The 21,009-nt window shown below is 72.1% G+C and carries 27 protein-coding genes; 9 read left to right on the top strand and 18 right to left on the bottom strand.

Annotation, left to right across the window (positions count from 1 at the left end; translation table 11 throughout):
* Window positions 1-223 precede the first annotated feature (223 nt).
* Window positions 224-886, top strand: a complete 663-nt coding sequence (locus tag ACGF3I_RS00285) for a cutinase family protein (RefSeq protein ID WP_393128237.1) — start codon at window positions 224-226, stop codon at window positions 884-886.
* Between the two features lie 143 nt (window positions 887-1,029).
* Here the strand turns inward: ACGF3I_RS00285 and ACGF3I_RS00290 are convergent, their stop codons facing one another.
* Window positions 1,030-1,611, bottom strand: coding sequence for a TetR/AcrR family transcriptional regulator (locus tag ACGF3I_RS00290; RefSeq protein WP_393128238.1), 582 nt, complete (start codon window positions 1,609-1,611; stop codon window positions 1,030-1,032).
* 87 nt (window positions 1,612-1,698) lie between these two features.
* On the opposite strand from ACGF3I_RS00290, the gene ACGF3I_RS00295 reads away from it, so the two are divergent.
* Window positions 1,699-2,580: an SDR family oxidoreductase gene (locus ACGF3I_RS00295; protein WP_393128239.1), complete on the top strand. Its 882-nt coding sequence runs from the start codon at window positions 1,699-1,701 to the stop codon at window positions 2,578-2,580.
* Between the two features lie 62 nt (window positions 2,581-2,642).
* Here the strand turns inward: ACGF3I_RS00295 and ACGF3I_RS00300 are convergent, their stop codons facing one another.
* The gene (locus tag ACGF3I_RS00300; RefSeq protein ID WP_393128240.1) at window positions 2,643-3,014 is read right to left on the bottom strand and encodes a hypothetical protein; all 372 of its coding nucleotides are present in this window, start codon (window positions 3,012-3,014) and stop codon (window positions 2,643-2,645) included.
* The gene (locus tag ACGF3I_RS00305; RefSeq protein WP_393128241.1) at window positions 3,011-3,676 is read right to left on the bottom strand and encodes a TetR/AcrR family transcriptional regulator; all 666 of its coding nucleotides are present in this window, start codon (window positions 3,674-3,676) and stop codon (window positions 3,011-3,013) included. The genes ACGF3I_RS00300 and ACGF3I_RS00305 overlap by 4 nt, the downstream gene beginning before the upstream one ends.
* A 70-nt stretch (window positions 3,677-3,746) precedes the next feature.
* Between ACGF3I_RS00305 and ACGF3I_RS00310 the strand changes: the two genes are divergently transcribed.
* The 4 genes from ACGF3I_RS00310 to ACGF3I_RS00325 all read left to right on the top strand — a co-directional run bounded on the left by ACGF3I_RS00310 (window position 3,747) and on the right by ACGF3I_RS00325 (window position 7,228).
* On the top strand, window positions 3,747-4,409 hold the full coding sequence (locus ACGF3I_RS00310) for an O-methyltransferase (protein WP_393128242.1): 663 nt from the start codon (window positions 3,747-3,749) through the stop codon (window positions 4,407-4,409).
* 255 nt (window positions 4,410-4,664) lie between these two features.
* Entirely contained in the window at window positions 4,665-5,495 is an 831-nt protein-coding gene (locus tag ACGF3I_RS00315) for a helix-turn-helix domain-containing protein (protein WP_393128243.1), read from the top strand.
* A gap of 228 nt (window positions 5,496-5,723) precedes the next feature.
* Complete coding sequence (locus ACGF3I_RS00320; protein WP_393128244.1) at window positions 5,724-6,599, top strand: PhlD; 876 nt, start codon at window positions 5,724-5,726, stop codon at window positions 6,597-6,599.
* Between the two features lie 62 nt (window positions 6,600-6,661).
* The gene (locus tag ACGF3I_RS00325) at window positions 6,662-7,228 is read left to right on the top strand and encodes an HAD domain-containing protein (protein WP_393128245.1); all 567 of its coding nucleotides are present in this window, start codon (window positions 6,662-6,664) and stop codon (window positions 7,226-7,228) included.
* A 16-nt stretch (window positions 7,229-7,244) separates the two neighbouring features.
* Here the strand turns inward: ACGF3I_RS00325 and ACGF3I_RS00330 are convergent, their stop codons facing one another.
* Together ACGF3I_RS00330 and ACGF3I_RS00335 are read right to left on the bottom strand one after the other, a co-directional pair.
* Entirely contained in the window at window positions 7,245-8,459 is a 1,215-nt protein-coding gene (locus ACGF3I_RS00330) for a phosphodiester glycosidase family protein (RefSeq protein WP_393128246.1), read from the bottom strand.
* Between the two features lie 171 nt (window positions 8,460-8,630).
* The gene (locus tag ACGF3I_RS00335; protein ID WP_393128247.1) at window positions 8,631-9,533 is read right to left on the bottom strand and encodes a LysR family transcriptional regulator; all 903 of its coding nucleotides are present in this window, start codon (window positions 9,531-9,533) and stop codon (window positions 8,631-8,633) included.
* A 132-nt stretch (window positions 9,534-9,665) separates the two neighbouring features.
* On the opposite strand from ACGF3I_RS00335, the gene ACGF3I_RS00340 reads away from it, so the two are divergent.
* Together ACGF3I_RS00340 and ACGF3I_RS00345 are read left to right on the top strand one after the other, a co-directional pair.
* On the top strand, window positions 9,666-10,526 hold the full coding sequence (locus ACGF3I_RS00340; RefSeq protein WP_393128248.1) for an inositol monophosphatase family protein: 861 nt from the start codon (window positions 9,666-9,668) through the stop codon (window positions 10,524-10,526).
* Between the two features lie 242 nt (window positions 10,527-10,768).
* Window positions 10,769-11,365 (top strand): NADPH-dependent F420 reductase, encoded by a 597-nt coding sequence (locus ACGF3I_RS00345; RefSeq protein WP_393128249.1) that lies wholly within the window; start codon window positions 10,769-10,771, stop codon window positions 11,363-11,365.
* 48 nt (window positions 11,366-11,413) lie between these two features.
* Here the strand turns inward: ACGF3I_RS00345 and ACGF3I_RS00350 are convergent, their stop codons facing one another.
* The 4 genes from ACGF3I_RS00350 to ACGF3I_RS00365 form a co-directional block, all read right to left on the bottom strand.
* Complete coding sequence (locus ACGF3I_RS00350; protein WP_393128250.1) at window positions 11,414-11,578, bottom strand: hypothetical protein; 165 nt, start codon at window positions 11,576-11,578, stop codon at window positions 11,414-11,416.
* Window positions 11,579-11,919: 341 nt separating this feature from the next.
* Window positions 11,920-12,252, bottom strand: a complete 333-nt coding sequence (locus ACGF3I_RS00355; RefSeq protein WP_393128251.1) for a VOC family protein — start codon at window positions 12,250-12,252, stop codon at window positions 11,920-11,922.
* A 154-nt stretch (window positions 12,253-12,406) separates the two neighbouring features.
* Window positions 12,407-13,312 (bottom strand): S41 family peptidase, encoded by a 906-nt coding sequence (locus ACGF3I_RS00360; RefSeq protein WP_393128252.1) that lies wholly within the window; start codon window positions 13,310-13,312, stop codon window positions 12,407-12,409.
* A 239-nt stretch (window positions 13,313-13,551) separates the two neighbouring features.
* Complete coding sequence (locus ACGF3I_RS00365; protein ID WP_393128253.1) at window positions 13,552-14,043, bottom strand: RrF2 family transcriptional regulator; 492 nt, start codon at window positions 14,041-14,043, stop codon at window positions 13,552-13,554.
* Window positions 14,044-14,181: 138 nt separating this feature from the next.
* Here ACGF3I_RS00365 and ACGF3I_RS00370 point away from each other — a divergent pair, with 138 nt between their 5' ends.
* Complete coding sequence (locus ACGF3I_RS00370; RefSeq protein ID WP_393128254.1) at window positions 14,182-14,919, top strand: SDR family oxidoreductase; 738 nt, start codon at window positions 14,182-14,184, stop codon at window positions 14,917-14,919.
* Window positions 14,920-14,941: 22 nt separating this feature from the next.
* Here the strand turns inward: ACGF3I_RS00370 and ACGF3I_RS00375 are convergent, their stop codons facing one another.
* The 9 genes from ACGF3I_RS00375 to ACGF3I_RS00415 all read right to left on the bottom strand — a co-directional run bounded on the left by ACGF3I_RS00375 (window position 14,942) and on the right by ACGF3I_RS00415 (window position 21,006).
* Window positions 14,942-15,889 carry an aminoglycoside phosphotransferase family protein gene (locus tag ACGF3I_RS00375; RefSeq protein ID WP_393128255.1) on the bottom strand — a complete coding sequence of 316 codons (948 nt, stop codon included), beginning with the start codon at window positions 15,887-15,889 and terminating at the stop codon, window positions 14,942-14,944.
* Window positions 15,890-16,023: 134 nt separating this feature from the next.
* Window positions 16,024-16,986 (bottom strand): anti-sigma factor RsbA family regulatory protein, encoded by a 963-nt coding sequence (locus tag ACGF3I_RS00380; RefSeq protein ID WP_393128256.1) that lies wholly within the window; start codon window positions 16,984-16,986, stop codon window positions 16,024-16,026.
* Window positions 16,983-17,771 carry an MEDS domain-containing protein gene (locus tag ACGF3I_RS00385; protein ID WP_393128257.1) on the bottom strand — a complete coding sequence of 263 codons (789 nt, stop codon included), beginning with the start codon at window positions 17,769-17,771 and terminating at the stop codon, window positions 16,983-16,985. Before ACGF3I_RS00385 ends, ACGF3I_RS00380 begins: the two co-directional genes overlap by 4 nt.
* Before the next feature lie 133 nt (window positions 17,772-17,904).
* A complete protein-coding gene (locus tag ACGF3I_RS00390; RefSeq protein WP_393128258.1) occupies window positions 17,905-18,408 on the bottom strand; it encodes a gas vesicle protein K in 504 nt (167 codons plus the stop codon).
* Complete coding sequence (locus ACGF3I_RS00395) at window positions 18,401-18,619, bottom strand: gas vesicle protein (RefSeq protein WP_393128259.1); 219 nt, start codon at window positions 18,617-18,619, stop codon at window positions 18,401-18,403. Before ACGF3I_RS00395 ends, ACGF3I_RS00390 begins: the two co-directional genes overlap by 8 nt.
* Window positions 18,616-19,497 (bottom strand): GvpL/GvpF family gas vesicle protein, encoded by an 882-nt coding sequence (locus ACGF3I_RS00400; protein WP_393128260.1) that lies wholly within the window; start codon window positions 19,495-19,497, stop codon window positions 18,616-18,618. The genes ACGF3I_RS00395 and ACGF3I_RS00400 overlap by 4 nt, the downstream gene beginning before the upstream one ends.
* A complete protein-coding gene (locus ACGF3I_RS00405) occupies window positions 19,497-19,931 on the bottom strand; it encodes a gas vesicle protein (RefSeq protein ID WP_393128261.1) in 435 nt (144 codons plus the stop codon). Before ACGF3I_RS00405 ends, ACGF3I_RS00400 begins: the two co-directional genes overlap by 1 nt.
* Before the next feature lie 16 nt (window positions 19,932-19,947).
* Entirely contained in the window at window positions 19,948-20,196 is a 249-nt protein-coding gene (locus ACGF3I_RS00410; RefSeq protein ID WP_393128262.1) for a gas vesicle protein GvpG, read from the bottom strand.
* Window positions 20,197-20,286: 90 nt separating this feature from the next.
* Window positions 20,287-21,006, bottom strand: a complete 720-nt coding sequence (locus ACGF3I_RS00415) for a GvpL/GvpF family gas vesicle protein (RefSeq protein ID WP_393128263.1) — start codon at window positions 21,004-21,006, stop codon at window positions 20,287-20,289.
* Window positions 21,007-21,009 lie beyond the last annotated feature (3 nt).

Below are 21,009 nucleotides of genomic sequence, written 5' to 3' on the forward strand. Positions count from 1 at the left end.
CGCACCCCGCGGCCGCCGGACGGAACCCCGGGCAACCGCATCCGCTTGCCTTCCGCCGCGTCCGCGCAGGCAGGGGGCCTCCCACCGGGCACGATCACGCCGGTCCGGCCCGCGGGCTTCAGCAGGATTTCATTGGCCGCTGCCACGGTCGTGAAGTGAACTCGGCCGACCGTGCACCGCACCGGGCGGCACACGCGCAAGCCCACTACCCGGGGAGAACCACATGCGAAAAGGAAGGATCGCCGCCGCTCTGGCCGCCCTCCTGCTGACGTCCGGGCTTTCACTGGCCCAGGGACCCACAGCGCAGGCCAAGGCCGCGACGGCTCCGTGTGACGGCACCTACACGATCGTGGTCGGCGGCACGTGGAGCACGTGGGACAACGACCGCTTCGTCGGCAACATCCAGCAGCACGTCGGTTATGCCAGCCAGGTCCCGAGCGGCCCGAGCGTCCGGCAGGGCGTGGGCGAGCTGAACCGGCTCGTCCGCGAGCAGCGTGCCGCGTGTCCGTGGCAGCACGTGAAGATGGGCGGGTACTCGCTGGGTGCCGCCGTGGTGCACGTGTGGATCAGTGAGAACTGGCGGACGTTCGACAACGTCAACGCCATTCTGCTGGCCGACCCCAAGCGGCAGGGCGGCCCCGGCACCAATGGCAGTGCGGCGCCGTTCGGCGGCGTCATCGGTCCCCCGCTCTCGGGCGCCGACCGGGACTTCGGCAATGTGCCGGTGAAGTCGATCTGCTACTGGGACTACATCTGCGACGAGTCCGCCGGCATCTGGACGTACCCGAAGAACCACAACGACAACTACTGGCCGGACTTCGACATGGACCACCACAACGACAACGCCAACGAGCAGTGGTACAACGGCGCTTGGTACCCCTGGTAGGAGGACCGTCCGCGCCTCGGAACAGCTCGTTCCGTCAGCCCCTCGCCGTCGGCGTCGTGACCGTGTTCACGACGCCGACTGCGAGGGGTTCGCGTTGCCCGGGGCCGGGCCCGGCGGCCCTGCCCGGTGCCACGCGCGGCCGGTCAGCTCAACTCCGCCACCGCCGCGCGCAGTTCGTCGAGTGCCGCTCGGCAGAGGGCGGCCAGTTCGCCGGGTTCTTCGGCGTGGCCCGGGTCGGTCCAGCGGGCGTAACCGATCCTGAAGGCGAGGACGCCGAGTTCGGCGGCGATCTGTGCCGGGATCTCGGCGACGCCGCGTTCGCGCAGTGCGCCCGCCATCGCGACGGCCAGACAGACGCTCTTGAGCGCGTTGCGCTCGCGCAGTTCCTCGTTCGCCTCGATCGCCGCGTGCAGCAGCGGCCCGAGTTTCCGGTTGAACGCGGTCATCTCACCGCAGGCGCGCTCGAGACCGGAGGCGATCGCGGTCAGCGGCGTGGCTCCGGCGGGGGCGTCGGCGACGCCCTCGGCGATCAGCCGGCCGAGCGTGGCCTGCCCGGCGGTGAGGATCGCGCCCTTGTCCGTGAAGTGGCGGTGGAAGGTGCTCCGGGTGAGCCCCGCCCGCTCCGCGATCTGCGTGACCGTGGTGGCGTCGAAGCCCTGCTCTACGAAGAGCTGCAGGGCCGCCACGACCAGGCGTTGTGAGGCGTCAGGCTTCCATCTCGGCATGGGGCCATCCTAAGTCATGCGACACCTGTCGCATCGTCCGGTGTACAGTGATGCGACAGGTGTCGCATCACTTCTCAGGAGTCAGCCATGCGCGTCTTCATCACTGGCGGTACGGGCCTGATCGGCTCGGCCGTCGTTCCCGAACTGCTCTCCGCGGGCCACGAGGTCACCGCCCTGGTCCGCTCCGACGCCTCCGCGCAGCGGGTCGCCCGGGCCGGAGCCGATGCCCTGCGCGGATCCCTCACCGACCTCGACGTCCTGCGCGAGGGCGCGGGGCAGGCGGACGGCGTGATCCACCTCGCCTTCGCCAACGACTTCAGCTCGCCCGAAGCGCTGGCCCGCGCGGTCGCGGAGGAGAGTGCCGCGCTCGGTGCGCTGGGCGAAGCCCTCGTCGGTACCGGACGGCCCCTGGTCACCGCTTCGGGCACCCCGCTGGTAGCGGACCGCGCCGCCACCGAGGACGACCCGCTGCCCACCGAAGGGCCCGTCGGCGGTCGCGGCATCGCGGTGGAGCGGGTGCTCGCCCTCGCCTCACGGGGCGTGCGCAGCACGGCCGTTCGCCTGCCGCGGACCGTCCACCGGGACGGCCAGGGCGGCTTCGCGGGCCTGCTCACCGACATCGCCCGCCGCACCGGCACCGTCGGTTACCCGGGCGACGGCACACAGCGCTGGCCCGCCGTCCATGCCCTCGACGCCGCGGTCCTGTTCCGCCTCGCCCTGGAGAAGGCGCCCGCGAACAGCGCCTGGCACGCCGTGGCCGACGAGGGCGACGCGGTACGGGACATCGCGGCGGTCATCGGCCGACGCCTGGGACTGCCGGTCGCCCGGGTGCCCGAGGAGACCTTCGGTCCGATCGGCCCGATCTTCGCCGCCGACCAGCCCGCCTCCAGCGCCCACACCCGCACCGCTCTGGGCTGGCACCCCGTCCACCCCGGCCTGCTCGACGACTTGGAGCACCTGCGGCCCTGACCGCCGGCCTCCCGGCCGTCGGCCATCGACCATCGGCCCGGAACGTCCTCGGGCGGGGCCCCTCAGGCAGGGACGAAGACGTCCCCGTCGGCCCCGTCGAGGATGAAGCCGTTGTCGAAGCGGACCCGCACGCTCACGCCGGGCTCGCGTTCCTGGAAGGCGGTCCAGGCAGGTTTCAGAGAGCGGACCTTGTCTTCGAGCTGCCGCTTGCTCTCCGTCGGCATATCGCCCCCGAAGGCGTCGAGCAGCGACGTGAGCCGCTCGTACTCCCGCACGTCGTCGCTCTCCTCCTGGTGGGCGACCACCTCCTCGACGATTCCCTCGGTGCCCGCCGCCAAGGACAGGAAGCCGACGACGACCCCCGACACCTCGGCCGCATCGGTCAGCCTGGTGTCCGCCGCCAGCAGCACCCGCTGGCCCACCTCGAGCGTCATGCGCCCCCCGTCCTTTCCGTGTCGGCCGGTCCCACCGCGTCCACGCGGCGCAGGAAGGACGCGACGAGGCGGTCGGTGAAGGCCTCGTCCACGGGCTCGGCCGTCATGAGCACGCGATGGTAGACGGGCCCCACGAGTTGGTCGATCTCCGCCGCCATGTCGAGTCCGGCGGCGAGCCGGCCGCGTTCCACCGCCCGTTCCAGCGGGAGCCGGTCGCGCCGACGCTGTTCGTCGAGATACCCGGACCGCAGGGCGGCCGCGAACGCGGGGTCGTGCTGGGCGTGGCCGATGAGCGCCCTGAAGACGGCGCCGGCGTCGGACTCGGTGAGGAACAGCGCCAGTTGGCGCAGGTGGGCGCGCAGGTCCGAGGCCAGGTCACCGAGGTCCGGCGGGGTGAGCGCTTCGGCCGCGTCCTGGAGGAAGGCGTCCAGAAGGACGTCCGTCTTGGTCTTCCACCAGCGGTAGACCGTCTGCTTGGCCACGCCCGCCCGGGCGGCGATGCCCTCGATGGTGACGCCGGCGAAGCCCTTCTCGACCAGGAGGTCGTCGGCCGCCTCCAGCACCGCCTGCCGGGCCCGCTCGCTGCGGCCGTGCCGGTTGCCGTGGTGGCGCGCCGCCGCCTCCGGCCCGGCCGCCGCGGCGGCCGTACTTCCTCGTCCCATGTCTGCCTCCTGGGGTCAGACTAGGCGAGAACCTCTAGACGCTACGCAACGGTGCGTCTAGCCTGGCGTCATGACAACGACCAACACCCTCGAAGACCCCCGCGTCGCCTCCGCCCTCGACCGGATGTTCCGGCACGCCGAGCAGGACGAGGCGACCAGCCGGCGGGTCCGGGACGCACTGCCCCGGGGATCCGCGCCCCTCAGCCCGCAGGAGGAGGCCGACGCCAAGGCGGAGGTCTACATGCCGATTTCGGCGCAGGGGGGCCGCCTCCTCTACAACCTGGTCCGGGCCACCCGCCCCGCCACCGTCGTGGAGTTCGGCACGTCCTTCGGCATCTCGACCCTCCATCTCGCCGCCGCGGTGCGGGACAACGGCAAGGGCCGGGTGATCAGCACGGAACTCAGCGCGGCCAAGGCCGCGACCGCCCGCCGGACGTTCGCCGAGACGGGCCTCGACGACCTGATCACCGTCCTGGAGGGAGACGCGCGCGACACCCTCGCCACGGTCACCGGCTCCGCGGACTTCGTCCTCCTCGACGGCTGGAAGGACCTGTGCCTGCCCGTCCTGCAACTCCTGGAACCACGCCTCGCGCCCGGCACCCTCGTCATCGCCGACGACGTCGTTTTGGACGACCTGGCGCCCTACCTCGACTACGTCCGGGACCCCCGCAACGGCTATCAGAGCGTGACATTTCCGGTGGAGGACGGGATGGAGATCAGCTGTCGCCTCTAGAGGGTTGATCCGGCGCCCCCAGCGGCGAGGGGCGACTTCAGGGGCAGTCGTCCGCGGTCGCCCGGGGCGCGTCAAGGGGCCGGTTCAGGTCGGCCGGTGACCTGCGTGATCCGGCCTGGGCCGGCGCCCCAGCCAGCCCCCTCTGCGTGAACAGTGAATAATGGCCCGGCAACGGTGGAGTCCTTTCCGCTGAAATATCCACCGCCCGGCAAACATTGATCACTTGACGTCGACGTGCTAAGGGGCAAGGCACCCGTGGACAAGGCTGCACTCAAGATCCTGTTGGAGAGGAAACGGGCCGAAATCCGCCCCGAGGATCTGGGCCTCCACCGCTCGCCGGCCCGGCAGGGGCGCCGGGCTCCCGGCTTGACGCAGAGTCAGATAGAACGGATCCTCAACCGGGCCAACGGGGTCTATCAGCGGCTGGAATCCGGCCGCTATTCCAACCCGCCCGCGGACCTGCTCCACGAAGTGGCCCGGCTGCTCGGCATGAACGAGCACGAGTGGGACGCCCTGTGCCGCTACGCCACGGGCAAGGAAGCCCCGTACTCCCTCCACCCCACCTCGGGGCAGACGGTGTCCGACGTGTGGCACAACGTCCTGCCCCACTTCAGCGACATGGCGTACATCAACAACGAGAGCTGGGAAGTCCTCGCCGGCAACGACGTCTGGAAGGACCTCTTCCCCCACCGGGTGCCCCCGCAGAACACCATGCGGTGGATGCTCCTCGACGCGGACGCCCGGCGCATCCTCACGGACTGGGAGACGGCCTGGGCCCCGCTGGTCATTCCCCAGTTGCGAGCGGCCCTGGCCTCGCGTCCCGCCGACCCGATCCTTCAGGCGATCGAGCGGGACGTGCTGGCCGACGCCGTCTGCGGTCCGCTCTACAAGTCGGTGCCCGACCGGTTCGTGACCCTCGACGGCGACGAGCGCCCCCTGCTGCACCCCGCGCACGGACCTTCCTGGGTGACCGTGTGCGCCGCCGAACCCGTGGGCAGTCCGGGGGCGCGGCTGATCATCCTGCGTCTGTCGTCCGAGTCACGACTGGGCCATTCCCTCCCGCCGCCCAGAGAGTCCCGGCCCTGACATGCAGCGATTTCCGTGCGGCACCCCGCGCAAGGCGAACCGACGTTCAGGAATGACATGAAGCCCAGTTACGTATCACGCCCTGCCGTATTCTTCCCCGAGCACAGGATCAGCACCGACGAAATCATCAGCGATATAGCCGCGCATCATCCCGAGCATCCCCGGCTGCGGGCGATTCGCCGCACGATCGAGAACACGAGCGTAAAAAGCAGGCATTTCACCCGCCCGTTGGACTCGGACGTCATCTCGGGCAACGCACCCCTGGAGACAAGGGCCGCCGCGGCCTTCACGGACGCCCTGCGGATGGCCGAACAGGCAGCACGGCAGACGCTGGACGACCACGGGCTCACCCCCGCCGACATCGACGCCGTGGTCACCAGCCACTCCACCTCGTGGGGTGTCCCGCAGCTCGACATCCAGCTCATCGGCGCGCTCGGCATGAAGCCCACCACACGCCACCAGTCGTACACCACGCTCGCCTGCGCCGGGGGCACCCAGTCCTTGATCCGCGCGGTCGAGGCGACGGCGACGCTGCCTCCGGGCGCCAAGGTCCTCGTCGTGGTGTCGGAGGTGATCAGCAGCATCTACAACCACACGGACGACAGCATCGAATCCATGGTCTACAAGGCGCTGTTCGGCGATTCCGCCGCGGCCTGTATCGTCTCGGACGCTCCCCTGGGCCCGGGCCTGCGCGTCGAGGAGTGCTGGCAATACCTGCTGCCCAACAGCACCGACCGCTACAGCGGCCGGATGGACGCCTCCGGGCTGCACTTCGACAGCAGCAAGCAGGCCCCCCAGGCGGCGACGGAGATCATGGGCCCGCTCCGGGACTGGCTCGGCCCGTGGCGCCCCACCGTCCCCGTCATCCACCCGGGCGGCCCCGGCATCATCAACGTCGTGTCCGAGGGCCTCGACCTGGCCCCCGAGGCCGCACGGCACTCCCGCAACAGCCTGGCGGAGAACGGAAACCTGGGCGGCGCAGCCGTCCTCGACATCCTCCGCCGCACCCACGCCGACCCACCGTCCGCCGGGGAGGGAGCCCTGATGCTGGCGTTCGGCCCGGGGTTCTTCGGGGTGGCCTGCCGGGGGACTTGGCAGGGCTGACGGGTGAGGGTTCGGACGGCCGAGGTTGATCGGCACCCCGTCGCGGCGGCTATGTTGCAGCGATGACCGCTTCCTCCCCCGCCCCGGCCCCGGCCGCCCGTCCACTCCTCTTCCTCGACGTGGACGGGCCACTCATCCCCTTCGGCCGCCCTGAGGGATATCCGACCTACGAGGACGACCGCGGCCTACGAGCTCCGTCCACCAACCCGCTCCTCGCCAGATTGAACCCGGCGTACGGGCCCAGGTTCACCGCGCTCGCCCGCGACTGCGATCTGGTGTGGGCGACAACGTGGATGGAGGAGGCGAACGAGTGTGTCGCACCGCGGCTCGGCCTGCCTCAACTACCGGTCGTGCACTGGCCGGACGAGTCGTCCGAGCCGGGCTCGGAATCGGACCTCGCCCGCGCCGACGCACGGCGCGGGCTGCACTGGAAAACCCGCGTCCTCCTCGCCTACGCGGCGGGCCGTCCCTTCGCCTGGCTGGACGACGAGATCCGTGCCGTCGACCGGCACTGGGTCGCCGACCACTCCCCGGCACCCGCCCTGCTGCACCAAGTGAACCCCCGCGAAGGCCTCGTCGAGATGGACTTCGCGGTGGTGGCGGCGTGGTTGCGTGGGGCGGGGCGGTAGGTCGGCAGGGCTCGGATCAATTCGCGTACAGGGCGATGCCGTTGGGGACTCGGCGTTCCAGGCCCTGGTCCAGGGTGTTGCGTACCGTGGTGGCTCCCGTGGTGGGGTCGCGGGTGACCAGGGTGGTGGAGGCTCCGCCGTCGAGGTATGCGGCCTCCTCGCAGCCCAACGACCTTAGTAGCGCGGCGAGTTCGGTCACGGTGAGGCCCGTGGACGTTCCCTCGCGGCCGTCCGTGGCCACCAGGTGCAGGAGCCGGCCGTCCTGGGCGATCCCCGCGCCGGTCCTCGGCTCCTTGGCCGTCGCGTCCAAGCCCGGCACCGGCAGGCCGGACCTGAGCAACGGGTAGGCGCCGAGGGCGAATGCGAATGCGGCGCCCTTGTCGGAGGCCAGGGCGTAGCTCACCTCGGCCGCGGTGCGGGAGGTCAGGGCCCGCAGCGCCCGGGCCCCGGCCTCGCGCCCGAGCAGGACGAGCGAGCCCGCCGGGACCGGACCGCTGCCCGGGGTGTTCGCGGTGTGCTCGACGCGCCCGTTCCGGACGGTGACCTCGTAGACGTCGGTGGTGCAGGGCGCCCCGCGCCGGGAGTCGGTGCCGCATGCCGCGCGGGCCCGGGACACGCTGCCCCACCGCTCCGTGAAGAGCCCGACCGACCCGACGGGCAGGGCGTACTGGTTGAGCCCGCCCAACGGCAGGGTCGCGTGCGGCGTGACGAGACTGCCGCGCAGGGTCAGACGCCCGGTGCGGGCCCGGCCGTCCACTCCGACGCCCAGCACCTCGGTGCCGTCCGCCCCCGGCGGCAGCGCCCAGCCGTACCGCTGGCCGACCGGCACCGCGCCCTTCAGGGCCTGCCCGTCGAGTACGGAGGCGCCCGACGCGGCGCCGGTGGCCTGCACCCCGGGGTGCTGCTCCTCGGTGATGTTGAAGAAGTCCCCGTTGACCGCCGCCACCGCCCCCTGCCGCGCGGCCATCGCGGACACCGGCGACCGTTCGGCGACCGCCCCGGGGTACAGGAGTCCGGCGCGGACCCCGGGGTGCGAGAGGTCCGCCGTCAGCTGATGCACCCGGACACTGCCGTGGGCGGTGGCGAGGGGGAACGTCCGGTACGCGACCCCGGGGGCGATCGACTCGGTAACCGTCCCCGGTACGGGTTCACCGGCCCGTGCGGGCCGGCCGGCGGCGCACAGGAGCAGGGCGAGCAGGAGGACGGCGGCAGCGAGTCGGGCGCGTTTCATCCGCCAACGGTGCGGCTCCCACCGGCCCGTGCCGGAGCGACACGTCCGCACCTCACCACACGACACCCGCTCGGCTCTGGCCAGCCCCTGCACGCGCCGCCGGATGCGCCCCCTTCCGCCCACGCTCGCCACCGCGCCGCGTCCGCCCCGAGGCACGCCCGAAGCGGGCGCTCAGCGTGCGGCCTCGGCCAGCGCGGTCCGCGCCAGCCCGCGCAGCCAGCTGTGTGCGGGGTCGGTGTCGTAGCGCTGGTGCCACGACAAGTACACGGGCGCCGAGGGGAATTGGAACGGCACGGGCAGGAGGGCCAAACCCAGGTCCGCGGCGGTGGATCGGGTGGTCGACTCGGGGGCGGTGGCCAGGAGGTCGGACTCGCGCACGAAGGCCAGCCCCGCCGCTTCGGTCGGCGCGGTCGCCACCACACGGCGCGTGAGCCCGAGCTGCGCCAGCACACCGTCCAGAGCGTTCTCGAACCGTCCGCGCCTGGAGATGGTGAGGTGCTCGGCCTCGGCGTACTGGGCGAGCGTGAGGGTTTGCGCGCGGGCCAGCGGGTGATCGTGCCGTACGACGACGACGTGTCCGGTCTCGGCCACCCGCTCGCCGTGCACGTCGGACCGGTCGGGCGGGCTCGCGTTCGCCTCCAGGTCGACTTCGCCGCGGCGCAACCCAGGTGTGTCGCCGCTCGATTCGGCGAGGAAGCGCAGCCGAACGCCCGGCGCCTGCCTGCGCACTTCCGCGAGGAGCGAGGGCCCGCCGAGGGCGACGAGCGAATCGTGCCAGCGCAGGGTGAACGTCCGCTCCAGCGTGGCGAGGTCGAGTTCACGGCTCGGGGCCAGTACGCCCTGGACCTGCTGGAGGAGCTGGTGGACCTGTTCGCGGATGGCGATGGCGTACGGGGTCGGCGTCATGGTGCGTCCGGTGCGCACCAGGATCTGGTCCCCCGTCGTCCTGCGGATCCGGCCGAGGCTCCGGCTCATCGCGGGGGCCGTCACATGCAGGCGGTCGGCCGCGCCGGCCACGCTCCCTTCGTCGAGCAATGCGTCGAGGGCCGCGAGGAGGTTCAAATCCAGTTGCATGGGAGTCACTCTATGCGTGCCTGACATGCACTTGAGGTTAATGACGCGCCCCCATACCTTCGAGATGTGGGCACGCGGAACAGCGGTTCCGGGCCCGCCCCCAACACCCATTGCCACGACGGGAGTTCCGCCATGTCCACCTTGCTGCCGAACGCAGGAAATGCCGCGACGTCGCCCATCGCCGGGGCGCCGTCCTCCGTCGAAGTGGGCTCCGACGCCGCCCTGTTGGCTCAGACCGCACTGGCCGTCGAGGCGGCGGGCTCAGTGCTCCGCGAACGGTTCGGCGGGGTCGTCCGGCACCGGACGCGCGAGGAGTTGATGGCCGCGCTCGCCGCCAATGACGATGCAGCCCTCGACGTTCTGCGCCCGCGCCTCACCTCGCTCCGTCCCGGCGCCCGTTGGGTGGAGGAGGAACTCGCGGGCGGGGCGCTGCCGCCCGGCGAGTGGTGGGTCGTCGACCCGGCCGAGGGCAACGTCAACCATCTGCACGGTCTGCCGGAGTGGGCGGTCACCGCCACCCTCGTACAGGAGAACCAGCCGGTACTCACCGCCGTGCACCTGCCGCTGACCGGTGAGACCTACACCGCCCTCGCGGGTGGCGGCGCCCACCTCGACGGCCGGCCGCTGCACGTCTCCGAGACCTCGGACCTCGGTCTGGGCCTGGTGGCCACGAGCCAGGCCCGGCCCGACGAGGCCGAAGCCGTCACGCGGCGCATCGGCTCCTCCATCACGGCCATGCTCCTCGACGCGCTCGTGGTGCGGACATCGGTGCCCGCCACCCTGCACCTGCTGAACGTGGCCGCCGGCAGGATCGACGCGTTCTGGCAATTCGCGGGCGCCCGGGCCGACTTGCTGCCCGGCGCACTTCTCGTCCAGGAAGCCGGCGGGCGCGTTTCCGACGCCGCGGGCCGCCCCTGGACGCCCGACAGCGAGAGCATGCTGGCCGCCGCGCCCGGCGTGCACGCAGCCGCAGTCGCCACGCTCTCGCGCTGACCACCCCCCCGGCGGGGGGGGGCGCGGCCGCCGCGGGGGGGGCGGGGGGGGGGGGGGGGGGGGGGGGGGGGGGGGGGGGGGGCGGGGGGGGCGGGGGGGGCGCCCGGGACCCCCGCCCAGGCGGGCCCGCCCCGCCGCCGGGCCCGCCGGCCCCCCCCCCCCCCCCCCCCCGCGCCCCCCCCCCCACCCCCCCCCCCCCCCCCCCCCCCCCCGTCCAGCAGTACCGGAAGGACCACATCAACATGACCACGATCGCCGTACTCGGAAGCGGCCGCGTCGGCGGTGGCCTGGCCGCCGCCCTCACGCGCGCCGGCCACCAGGTGACCGTCGCCGACCGCACCCCGGGAGCGGCCGCCGACGCCGCCCGGGCAGCGCAGGTCGTCATCAACGCCACGCCGGGCGCGGGCTCGCTCGAACGCCTCGGCGCCCTGCGCGAGGAACTCGCAGGCAAGATCCTCGTGGACGTCTCCAACGCCACCGAGGACGGCCCGGACGGTCTGCCCGCCGGCCTGCTCCACCCCGGCTCCAGCCTCGCGGAACTCCTCCAACTGGCCCTCCCCGCAACGCGGGTGGTCAAGACGCTCAACACCATGCTGTACACGGTGATGACCGCACCCACGGCGCTGGCCCAACCGCCCACCGCCTTCCTTTCGGGCCAGGACGTGGAGGCGAAGCGGACGGTCCGCGCGCTGCTCGAAGACCTGGGCTGGCCGCGGGACTGGGTCACGGACCTCGGCGGCATCGAGACCGCGCGGGCCACGGAGGCGGCGGTCCTGTTCGTGCCGCACGTGATCCGCTCCAGCGGGTTCGCCCCCTTCGCCGTCTCGATCGCCCGCTGACCACGTCACGGGGAAGCGGGGCGGGGCTCTCCTACGGGCGCCCGCGCCTCAGCGATCGCACGGACAGAGCGAGCGGTGCGCGTGGGTCAGCGTCAGTGGAGGCTCGTCCCATGTGCAGACTTCGAGCCGTGACAGGTAGCCGTCGGTGACGAACACGAGTACCTCGCCGATCGACTCGCCGCCGGTGCCGAGCAGTTCTACGTCTGCTGCCACACGCGTCCCGCCGGGACCGGGCGCGGGAGCGACGGCGTGCGTCGCAAGACTGAGGTCGACCGAGCCGCAGCCGCACGGGCAGGGTGAATGCGCGCTGAGGTACGGGAGTTGCAGACCCAGCGGCAAGGCGAGAGAGGCCTCCGCCACACTCAGAATCATCTCCAGCACATGGGAGACGTCGGTGGGCAGAGGCGGGGGCATACCGGGACCGTATCAGGCGGGGTATCGCCAGGGGCGGCGGCCCTGCTCGGCCTCGGGGGTCGAACCGACCGGCGCCGCGACCCCCGCACGCAAAGGGCCGACCCGCGCCGCCACAAAGGGCCGACCCGCGCCGCCGCCGCTCAACGGGCGGGGGCGGGCGGCGGACCTTCGAGCGTGAGGTGGTAGCCGTTGGGCGTCCTGAGCTGCACCGTCCAGAACCCCGCCGGATGCGGCTGCGGGCCCTTCAGGACCGGCAGGTCGCGCCGCACCGCGAGATCGTGCACCGCGCGTACGTCGGAGACCTCGATCTGCCAGGCGAGGTCCCACGGCGGGACGCGGTGCTCCAGGCCCTGCGGCTGCTGTACGCCGAACAGCACCGGCCCGCAGCGCAAGGACGTGAAGCCGGAGTAGGTGACCTCGGCCGTGAAGCCCAGCGCGGCGTAGAACGCCACCTCCGCCTCCAGATCAAGCACCGGTAAGACAGGCAGAAGACGCTTGAACACCCGATCCCCCCAACAGCCCGCGATTCCCCGTCCCCAGGGGCAGAAAGCTACCCCATCACGCTGTGCCCGCCCGTGCCCGGCCTGACGTGCACGGCGTGATCGCCGGGCCGGACCGCGGGGCGGTTCAGGCCTCCAGCCGAGCGAGGGCGAGTACGTGCGCGCGGTCGAGGGCGTCGGCGGCGGTGCACGGAACATCCGGCTGTACGCCGACACCTTCCCAGTTCGTCCCGGACACGGGGTTGATGGCCCGGCCCGTCGGAATGCTGGCCTCCAGATGCGGGTGCACCGTCCACCCCTGCCGCGGGTGCGCGCCGCCGCGGGTCGACTCGCCGACGATGTCGGCGCGGCCGAGCTGCTGCAGGTCGTACGCCAACTCCTCGGCGGCGGAGAAGGTTTGGCCGCTGGTCAGCAGGTACAGCGGCTTGCTGCCGCCGAATCGCGCGCCGGGTACGTGCGGTTGGCTCCAGGACTGTTCGCTGCGCTCACCGTCGCGCCAGTACATGGTGTTGAGGTGGGTGCGCTCGTCCAGGAGGTGGCTGCAGACGAAGGCGACCGTGTCCGGGTCGCCGCCCCGGTTGGCGCGCAGGTCGATGATCAGCGCCTGCGCGCGGGAGACCAGACCGAGGGCGGCGCTCAACGCGTCGGCCGTCCAATCCAGGGGAAACAGCATCGGCGCCAGTTCCAGTACGGCGACCCCTCCGCCGAGCAGTTCGACGCGGGGTGCCCCGCCGAGCGAGGTCTCGAAGTCCCGGCGTATGGACTCCAAGGCGGCCTCGCCCTGCTTGGGGGGCACGGGTTCGGCGTGGTACTTGAGGCTCAAGTGCTGGTCGCCGTTGGCCGATTGCAGATCGTCGGTGACCCGGCGGGCGAACTCCGCTGCGTCGTCGGTGTCGTAGGCGCCCTCGGCGAGTCGCCGGTGCAGCAGGTCCGCCAACTGCACGGCCGTGTCCGGAAACGCGTAGTGGTCGGTAAGGAGCCCGGCCGTCTCCTTGATGACACTGGCCGGCACAAACGTCGTATGGGTTGTCATGGCGGTGAGTAGAACACCGTCCCTGCCACAGCGTGCGGCTTTCGCGATTTCGGTGGGTCGGCCGTACGGGACCGGGGCCTGCCGGAGTGGTCCCTTCCGCGGACACCGACGGATCCGTTCCTGACGATCCGTCATCTAAGGCGCGACACCGGCCGCGTCATCGCCCGCCGGCCCGCGCCCGCCGTCGTGGCACCGCACGCGATGAAGGCGGCTCGGGCCGTGAACGCGCCCCGACGGTGTCACGGTCCGCTCTCCACCGACGGATCCAGCCACGCCCCGATGCTCGGCAGCGCCTCGGGGCCGTTGTCCCGCTCCACCGAGGCGGCCAGATCGGCGATCGTGACCCCGCGCAGCGAGGCCCGCCACGCCGCCTCGGCGGCACCCATTACTCGCGCGATCCCGCACGCCTTCGTACACGCCTCGGGCGGAGCCCCGAACGGTCCGCGCTGGCGGATCTCGGTGCAGAGGAACGCGGGATCCGCGCCATCGACGGCCTGCACCACATCGAGAACAGTGATCTCGGAAGCCGGCCTGGTCAGCGCGTACCCGCCCGTCTTGCCCTGGACCGAGGCGACGAGGCCCGCCCGCGACAGGGCCTGCATCTGCTTGGCCAGATAGCTCGGCGAGACGTCGTGCAGCAGCGCCAGACGGGCGGCGGGCACGGGACGGCTCGCCGCCGTCAGCACGACACAGCAGTGCAGCGCCCACTCGACTCCCCCGGACAGTTTCATAGGCCCTCCACTTGCTCCGGCGTGTTCCATTTGACTCGGACACATCGTATCCGAGTAATATCTCAGACAAGAGTTGTCCGAGTTTGAGGTGCGGCAACCGGCCGCTCCGTTCGGCCTCCTCGGAGAAAGGGCACAGTCATGAAGATCACGGTCATCGGCGGTACCGGACTCATCGGTTCCCAGCTCGTCGCCGCGCTCCGCGCCCAGGGCCACGAAGCCACCCCCGCGTCCCTGTCGAGCGGCGTCGATCTGCTCACCGGCGCGGGCCTGGACGAGGCGCTCACCGGCGCGGACACGGTCGTCAACGTGACGAACTCCCCCACGTTCGACGCCGCCTCGCCCGACTTCTTCCGCACCACGATGGACAACCTGCTCGCGGCGGGTGAGCGGGCCGGCGTCGGCCACCAGGTCATCCTGTCCATCGTCGGCGTCGACCAGGTGCCGCAGCTGGACTACTACCGCGCGAAGACCCTCCAGGAGGACCTGCTCAAGCAGGGGCCCACGCCGTACTCGATCGTCCGCGCCACGCAGTTCTTCGAGTTCATGGACGCGGTGCTGTCCTGGACCAGCGACGACCGGACCGTGCGGCTGCCCTCCACGCCCGTGCGGCCGGTGGCCACGGCCGACATTGTCACCACCCTCGCGGAGGTCACCACGGGCGAGCCGCTCAACGGCACGCTCGACCTCGCGGGCCCCGACGTCTTCGCCCTGGACGAGCTCGGCCGTCTCACGCTCGCGGCCCGCCAGGACGGTCGTACGGTCGTCACCGATGAGCAGGCGGGCATGTTCGCGGCCGTCGAAGGCAGCGTCCTGACCGGCGGCCCCGACGTCCGCCTGGCCCCCACCTCGTACCGGGACTGGCTCGCGCAGCACTGAGCCCGCGCGCGGCGGCCCTTCCTCAGCCGATGCCTAGCAACGCGCGGGCGATGGTCGCCTGTTGCGGATCGAGGGTGGCGGCACCGTCCTCGATGTCCCACAGGGCGTTCTGCAGTACGCGTCCCAGGGTCCAGCCGGTGGCCTGCTGTCGGTCCAGGCCGACGACCTCGGTCATCAGCCGGAACCGGTGGCCGACGGCGCGGGCGGCGTTGCCCGTGGCCACGATGTCGTCCCACCGGTTGCGCAGCGCGGGCAGCAGCTCGAACCCGGGGTGTCCGGCCAGCGGTTTCGGGTCGATGGCGAGCCACTGGGTCGGCCCCGCGGATCCGGCGCAGGAGCCCCGCGCGAGGACGTTCTCGTAGTGCAGGTCCCAGTGCAGGAGCCGGTCGCCGGGTTCCGGGAGCACCTCCCGCATCGCGTCCGCGCACGTGGTCAGAAGGGGGCGGTCGGCCGGAACCTCCAGCCGCGACAGCAGGTGGGGCAGGCGGTCCAGCATCGCGGCGGCCGTGTCGGCCAGGGTGGGCAGCCCCGCGGGCGCGGGGAGGGCGACCAGGCGGGCCAGGAGTTCACTGAGGATGCGCAGAGCGACCGTGCCGTCCGCCACGCCCGCCAGCGAGCGGCTCGCGTCGAGCCGTTCGAGCAGCATCGTCCCTGTCGCCGGGTCGCTGTCCAGCAGGCGGACCGCGTCGCGCCCGGCCCATGCGCGCAGGGCGAGCGGCTCGCCGCGGGTCTCCTCGTCCACCGGCTGGAGCTTGAGCACGGCCCGGGAGCCGTCGGGCCGGGCGACGGGCAGGACCAGGGCGACGGTCCCATGGGCTGGCGGGCCGTCCAGTCGCAGGTCCCACCAATCCAGGTAGCTCTCCGCGAGGGCGGGCAGGGCGGCCAGCCATGCGCGGCCGGCCTCGTCGTCGAAGGAGGCGAGCAGCGCGTCGGGCACACGGACGCGATGACGCGGTGCGTCGGCGGTCATGACACTCCTGTTGGGGCGGCACTGGTGACGGCGCCGGTCGCGATATGGGGGTCGGCGGCGTTCGCGGCACCGGTCGCGGCGCCGCGGGATGCGGGCGCACCGAGCACAGTGCCCCGGATCGGGCGCCACGCTCCCTACTGCGGGACGTCCATATGGAGCCGGATGGTCGTGCCCCGCTCCGGCGTGGAGCGGATCTCGACCAGGTCGCACAGCTGGTGGGCCAGCCAGAGGCCCCGGCCGCCCAGCTGGTCCGCCGTGGGGCGGGTGCGGCCGGCCAGCACGTCGGGGATGTGGCCCGCGTCCCGGAACTCGCACAGGAACGTCGTGTCCTGCGTCCAGGTCCGCAAGGTGCCCTGGCCCCCGCCGTGGCGGACGCTGTTCGTGGCGATCTCGGTGACGGCCACGGCCAGTTTGGAACGTCCCTCGGCGGGCACCCCGGCATCCGCGGCGCACTGCGCCACCTTGGACCGGACCGCCGACAGATCGCCGCGCGTATAGACCAGCTCCTGGAACGGATCGCACGCGTCGGCCAGGGGATCGAAGGCGTACTCCTCCACGCCGAGGAATCCGTCGTTGCGCAGGGACCGCCCGTCCTTGCGGATCTCCGGGTGACAGCGAGAGACGGACCGCAGGGCGTCCTCGTCACTGCCCGCGATGTCGTAGGGGCACAGCATCGACCAGGCCGAGCTGTTCGCGAACGCCCGGTTCAGGAGCCACTCGTGATAGCGCAGCTCGGAGAGGTGCGCGGCGCTGCGCGCCTGGCGCCAGGGGGTCTCGCCGATACCGCGGACCGGCCTGCCGCCCTCACCGCGCTCGCTCATCCACGCCGTCCACGCGGCGACGTGGCGTCCCGGGTTGACGCCCGCCGTGGCCGCCTCGACGAACGTGACCTGCGGTTCGTCGGGCAGTTCGTCGCGTAGGAGCGAGGCCCGGTCCGGGGGAACGGCGACGATGATCGCCTCGTCCGCGTCCAGTGCCTCACGAATGAAGCCCAGCGTGCCCTCCAGGTACTGGGCATCGCCCCGGTAGGGGTACAGCTCGTGGCGGAAGGACGCGGCGGGCCCGTCAGGTGCCGTCGAGGACGGGGAGAGGTTCATGCGCTCATCACCACCGGGAGGTCAGCCGCCTCGTAGCCGGCCAGTTCCCAGCACAGGCGCACGGTTTCGTTGGCCCCCTCCACCACGACGCTGCGCTGCGGCAGGCGCCGAGCCGTGTCGATGAGGGCGTGCATCCCGGCAGCGTCGATCATCTCCAGGGCGTCGAACCGCAGCTTTACGGCGGGTGTACGCAGCATCGCCGCGTGCAGCGCCGCGCTGAACGCTCGCGCGCCCTCCGAGTCGATCACTCCGGCCACACTCCATCGGTCGGCACCCGTGCTGAACATCCGGAAGTCAGGGTGCTCAGCGCGTGTGCCCACCTCGTGCGGGTGCACGCATGTCACATGTTCCAGCGTAGTCCTGTCCCACTGGGACGGCCGGAGAGCGCAGATGACGATCGCTCCGCTCTCGGACGCGAACTGGTCGAGCCTCAATTCCTGGTCGAGCAGCTCCTCGACGCCGTCGTGCGCCGTCGTGGGCCTGCGCTCGGTGAGCACGCGCACGGACCGGAAGCCTTCGCGTTCCGCGGTGCGGGCCTCTCGGCGCACCGCGGCCAGGATCGCATCGGTGTCCGCGGTCTCCGACCGCTCCAGGACGACCGACGAGGACACGGCGTCGCGCAGGACACCGAACGCGTCCCTGCTGCCGCCGACGACCACGACCTTGTCGCCGTAGAGGGCGCCGTCGGCGACGACCGCCCGCACGTCGGTCAGGAGCGACGAGCCGTGGCCCATGCGCCAGCAGACGTGATCACCGAGCTCGACCTCGTCCAAGGTCGCCCTCACCCGTGCCGCCCTCACCTGGCTCCTTCCCAGCCCGCGCCCCGCGCCGTGGCGGAGTTTCCGCAGGCCGCTGAGCTTAGCCCAGCCGGAGCCGGCCCGGCGCGGGAAGCCCCTGCGGCGTGGGCGGTGTGCGACCTCATCGGGAGCGGGGCGGCAGCAGGGGCCCGAGCGGGCCGAGATCCAGGTTGAGGTCCTCCAGCGCGTAGCCGTGCTCCGCGCACAGGTCGGCCAGCCGGTCGTGGAGGGCCATCAGGGTGGCGCCGAGCTCCTCCTCCTGTTCGTCCGAGAGACCGCCTTCCTCCACACGGCGCAGCGCCTGGCGCTCAATGAGTTGGCGCAGGAGTTCCACGAGGGTCAGGACGAGTTTGAGGAGGTCTTCCCCCACGGTCTCGTGGTCGGTGCGCAGGCGGTGGGCGGGCGTGGGGGAATCGGGCGCTGGAGATGCCCGCAAGCTCTGAGAGGCATGAGGTGCCTGCCGTGCCTGCGATGCCTGGGACGCCTGGGATGCCTGAGGGTCCTGGGATGCCTGGAGGAGGCGGAACGCGTCGGACATCGCGTCACCGACCTCGCGCAGGCCCGGCTCGCCCCGGCCCGCGGGCGTGTCCGCGCCGCCCGGCAAGACGGATCGTTCCTCACCCATGGTCGGGGCCCTCCTCCGGTTCGAGGGCGGACGTACCGGAGGTGACGGACACGATGAGCGCGCGCAGCGATATGCGGACGAGGTCGATGTCGGCGATGGACAGGACGATGTCGCCGGTGATGACGACGCCGCCGCTGAGGAGCCGGTCGAGCAGGTCCACCAATGCGACCTGCCGGCCGGGCAGCGGCTCGTCGTGCTGCGTGATACTCACGGGCGCCGCCCTTCCGGGCCGAAGGCGTCGTAAGGCTCCTGTTCAGGGGGCGGAGCGGCGAAGGAGTACGGGGCCCACGGGCCGGTGACTTCGACCCGCAGGCCGTCGAAGGCCTCCGCGGCCTGCTCGACGGCGGCCCTGAAGCGCTCCGCGTCCTCGTCCGGTACGAGGTAGGCGTCGTTGAGCACGTTCTCCGCCGGGCCGGTCAGGGCGCCGCTCTGCACGGCGTGCCGCACGCGATGGGTCGCATAGCGGGCGGCGATGGCCTCCAGTTCGCCGGCCGCGCGCCGGGCCTGGCCGTAGCGGGCCTCGACGGCCTGGTGCTCGGCCCTGCGACGGCGCAGGTACGTCTTGCCTGGCGTGGCGGAGGCCGCGCCCTGGCCGCCGGTGTCCTGTCCGCCGGTGTCCTGTCCGGGCGCGGACGGCCCAGCGAGGGGCGCGAGGTAGAGCTTGACGCCGAATTCCTTGTGCGCGTCGAGCTGGGCGAGCCGCGCGGTGAAGGAGGCGTGCTGCTGGAGCAGGGCCTGGCGGGCCCGGTCGTCGTCCTGGTAGAGGGTGGCCATACGCAGCGGCAGGACCGTGGCGCGGGTGGCGAGTGCCTGCACGACGTCGTGGTGGGCCCGCGCGACGGCCTCCAGCCACTGGAGGTCCTCGAAGTGGGCTTTCAGAGCACGCTCGTTGAAGTCAGCGGCCGGCACGCGGCCGGCCACGAAGGCCAGCGGAGGGCCGGTGGCCCCGGGTGCGGTCCCGGGGGCGGCGGTCAGCGTGTGCAGCGGCGCACCGTAGACGCCGTGGAGTTCGGTGAGGGCTTCGCGCAGCGGCTGGGTGAGGAAGGCCGCCGCGTAGACGTAGGTGAGGGTGCTCGCGTCCGGGGGCATCAGCGTCGCCTCCGCCCGGATCCGCCGTCGCGTCCGTCGTCACCGTCCCCGGGCTCCGGGTCCACGGCCGTGCCCGCCGCCGCCTCGTCGGGGGCGTCCGGGGTCGTACGGCGCAGCTGCTCCAATTCGGCGCGCAGGCGGCGGTTCTCGCGTTCGAGGGGGCTGCCGGCGTGCCGGGAGGAGAGGGACGGGTCGTGCTCCCACCAGTCGATGCCCATCTCCTTCGCCTTGTCGACGGAGGCGATGAGGATCCGCAGCTTGATGGTCAGCAGCTCGATGTCGAGGAGATCGATACGGATGTCGCCGGCGATGACGATGCCCTTGTCCAGGACGCGTTCCAGGATGTCGGCGAGGCTCGACGAACTCTGGCCGTAGGCCGGGGGCGCGGCACGGGAGGGGAAGGATCCGAGCCGGCCGGGGAGCGGTTCGTTCACGATGACGGCCTCCGTGTCACACGTTTCGCCGGCGGAACGCGTCGATCTCCGCCAGCCGGTCCAGGAGCTGGTCCTCGCACTGGTCGAAGGTCTCCTCGTCGATGTCGCCGTTGAGCAGGCGCCGCTCCAGATCGGCGAGTTCGCGCCATATGGGCGCCGGGTCGTAGTACTGGTTCTCGGCTTCCTCCGTGACGCGCTGGGCGGCCCAGACCACGGCACGGACCGGTGCGACGGGCAGGGTGACCAAGTACGTCAGGAGGCCCATGGTCGTCGTCCTCCTCTCGGTGGGTGGGGCGGTTGGCGGGACGGCCACTGGACCCAGCTGACGGGACCCAGTCACCGCACCGAACCGGCGTCACTGCACGAAGCTGTAGGGCGGCAGCGGGCCGGTGACGCGCAGGTCGACGCCGTCCGTGAGCTGCTCGGCGAGCCCCTGGTGAGCGGTCAGGAAGTCGTCCTTCCTCTCGTGCGGCACCAGCAGGGACAGGTTGACGAAGTCGGGGTAGGCGGGCGGCCGGACGACGTGCTCGCGCGCATAACCGGTCAGCGCCTCGACGAGCCCCGCGCCGAGCGCCTCCTGGCGTTCCTGGACGTCGCGAGCGACGACTTCGCCCAGCGCGAGGGGCAACTGCGGATCCGGGTCACCGGCGCGGATGCGGTCGTTGAGGTCCCGCGCCTCGGCGGACTCCTCGAGGACGTCCCGCAACAGCTGGTCCTCGTCCTGCTGGGATGCCCGCACGTGGTACTCGGCACAGCCGTCGAGCCGTTCCAGGGCGGCGAGGTAGGCGGCGGTGTTCGCTTCGAGGGCCCGGACCACGTCCTGGTCGTCGGCCGCCACGTAGCCGAACTGCATCGGCAGGACGACGGCGCCCGCCATGAAGTGTTCCTGTACCTCCTGGTGGATCCGGAGGTCGCGCCGCTTGGGCCGGATCTCCTCCGAGATGTCGCTGACCACCGCGGACAGGGGGCCCGCCGTGACGGTGCGGACGGGGGCCGGGTCGGCGCCGACCCCGGTGAGGCCGTCGGGACGGCGCGGGTGGTCCCTGCCCGTGATCGCGTAGACGTACAGGGCCATCGC

This window comes from Streptomyces sp. NPDC048111, from assembly GCF_043202815.1.
Classification (GTDB): Bacteria; Actinomycetota; Actinomycetes; order Streptomycetales; family Streptomycetaceae; genus Streptomyces.

Coding starts and splice junctions, on each gene's coding strand:
- ACGF3I_RS00285 (WP_393128237.1), top strand. CDS start 224: ATGCGAAAAGGAAGGATCGCCGCCGCTCTGGCCGCCCTCCTGCTGACG.
- ACGF3I_RS00290 (WP_393128238.1), bottom strand. CDS start 1,611: ATGCCGAGATGGAAGCCTGACGCCTCACAACGCCTGGTCGTGGCGGCC.
- ACGF3I_RS00295 (WP_393128239.1), top strand. CDS start 1,699: ATGCGCGTCTTCATCACTGGCGGTACGGGCCTGATCGGCTCGGCCGTC.
- ACGF3I_RS00300 (WP_393128240.1), bottom strand. CDS start 3,014: ATGACGCTCGAGGTGGGCCAGCGGGTGCTGCTGGCGGCGGACACCAGG.
- ACGF3I_RS00305 (WP_393128241.1), bottom strand. CDS start 3,676: ATGGGACGAGGAAGTACGGCCGCCGCGGCGGCCGGGCCGGAGGCGGCG.
- ACGF3I_RS00310 (WP_393128242.1), top strand. CDS start 3,747: ATGACAACGACCAACACCCTCGAAGACCCCCGCGTCGCCTCCGCCCTC.
- ACGF3I_RS00325 (WP_393128245.1), top strand. CDS start 6,662: ATGACCGCTTCCTCCCCCGCCCCGGCCCCGGCCGCCCGTCCACTCCTC.
- ACGF3I_RS00330 (WP_393128246.1), bottom strand. CDS start 8,459: ATGAAACGCGCCCGACTCGCTGCCGCCGTCCTCCTGCTCGCCCTGCTC.
- ACGF3I_RS00335 (WP_393128247.1), bottom strand. CDS start 9,533: ATGCAACTGGATTTGAACCTCCTCGCGGCCCTCGACGCATTGCTCGAC.
- ACGF3I_RS00340 (WP_393128248.1), top strand. CDS start 9,666: ATGTCCACCTTGCTGCCGAACGCAGGAAATGCCGCGACGTCGCCCATC.
- ACGF3I_RS00345 (WP_393128249.1), top strand. CDS start 10,769: ATGACCACGATCGCCGTACTCGGAAGCGGCCGCGTCGGCGGTGGCCTG.
- ACGF3I_RS00360 (WP_393128252.1), bottom strand. CDS start 13,312: ATGACAACCCATACGACGTTTGTGCCGGCCAGTGTCATCAAGGAGACG.
- ACGF3I_RS00365 (WP_393128253.1), bottom strand. CDS start 14,043: ATGAAACTGTCCGGGGGAGTCGAGTGGGCGCTGCACTGCTGTGTCGTG.
- ACGF3I_RS00370 (WP_393128254.1), top strand. CDS start 14,182: ATGAAGATCACGGTCATCGGCGGTACCGGACTCATCGGTTCCCAGCTC.
- ACGF3I_RS00375 (WP_393128255.1), bottom strand. CDS start 15,889: ATGACCGCCGACGCACCGCGTCATCGCGTCCGTGTGCCCGACGCGCTG.
- ACGF3I_RS00380 (WP_393128256.1), bottom strand. CDS start 16,986: ATGAACCTCTCCCCGTCCTCGACGGCACCTGACGGGCCCGCCGCGTCC.
- ACGF3I_RS00390 (WP_393128258.1), bottom strand. CDS start 18,408: ATGGGTGAGGAACGATCCGTCTTGCCGGGCGGCGCGGACACGCCCGCG.
- ACGF3I_RS00400 (WP_393128260.1), bottom strand. CDS start 19,497: ATGCCCCCGGACGCGAGCACCCTCACCTACGTCTACGCGGCGGCCTTC.
- ACGF3I_RS00410 (WP_393128262.1), bottom strand. CDS start 20,196: ATGGGCCTCCTGACGTACTTGGTCACCCTGCCCGTCGCACCGGTCCGT.
- ACGF3I_RS00415 (WP_393128263.1), bottom strand. CDS start 21,006: ATGGCCCTGTACGTCTACGCGATCACGGGCAGGGACCACCCGCGCCGT.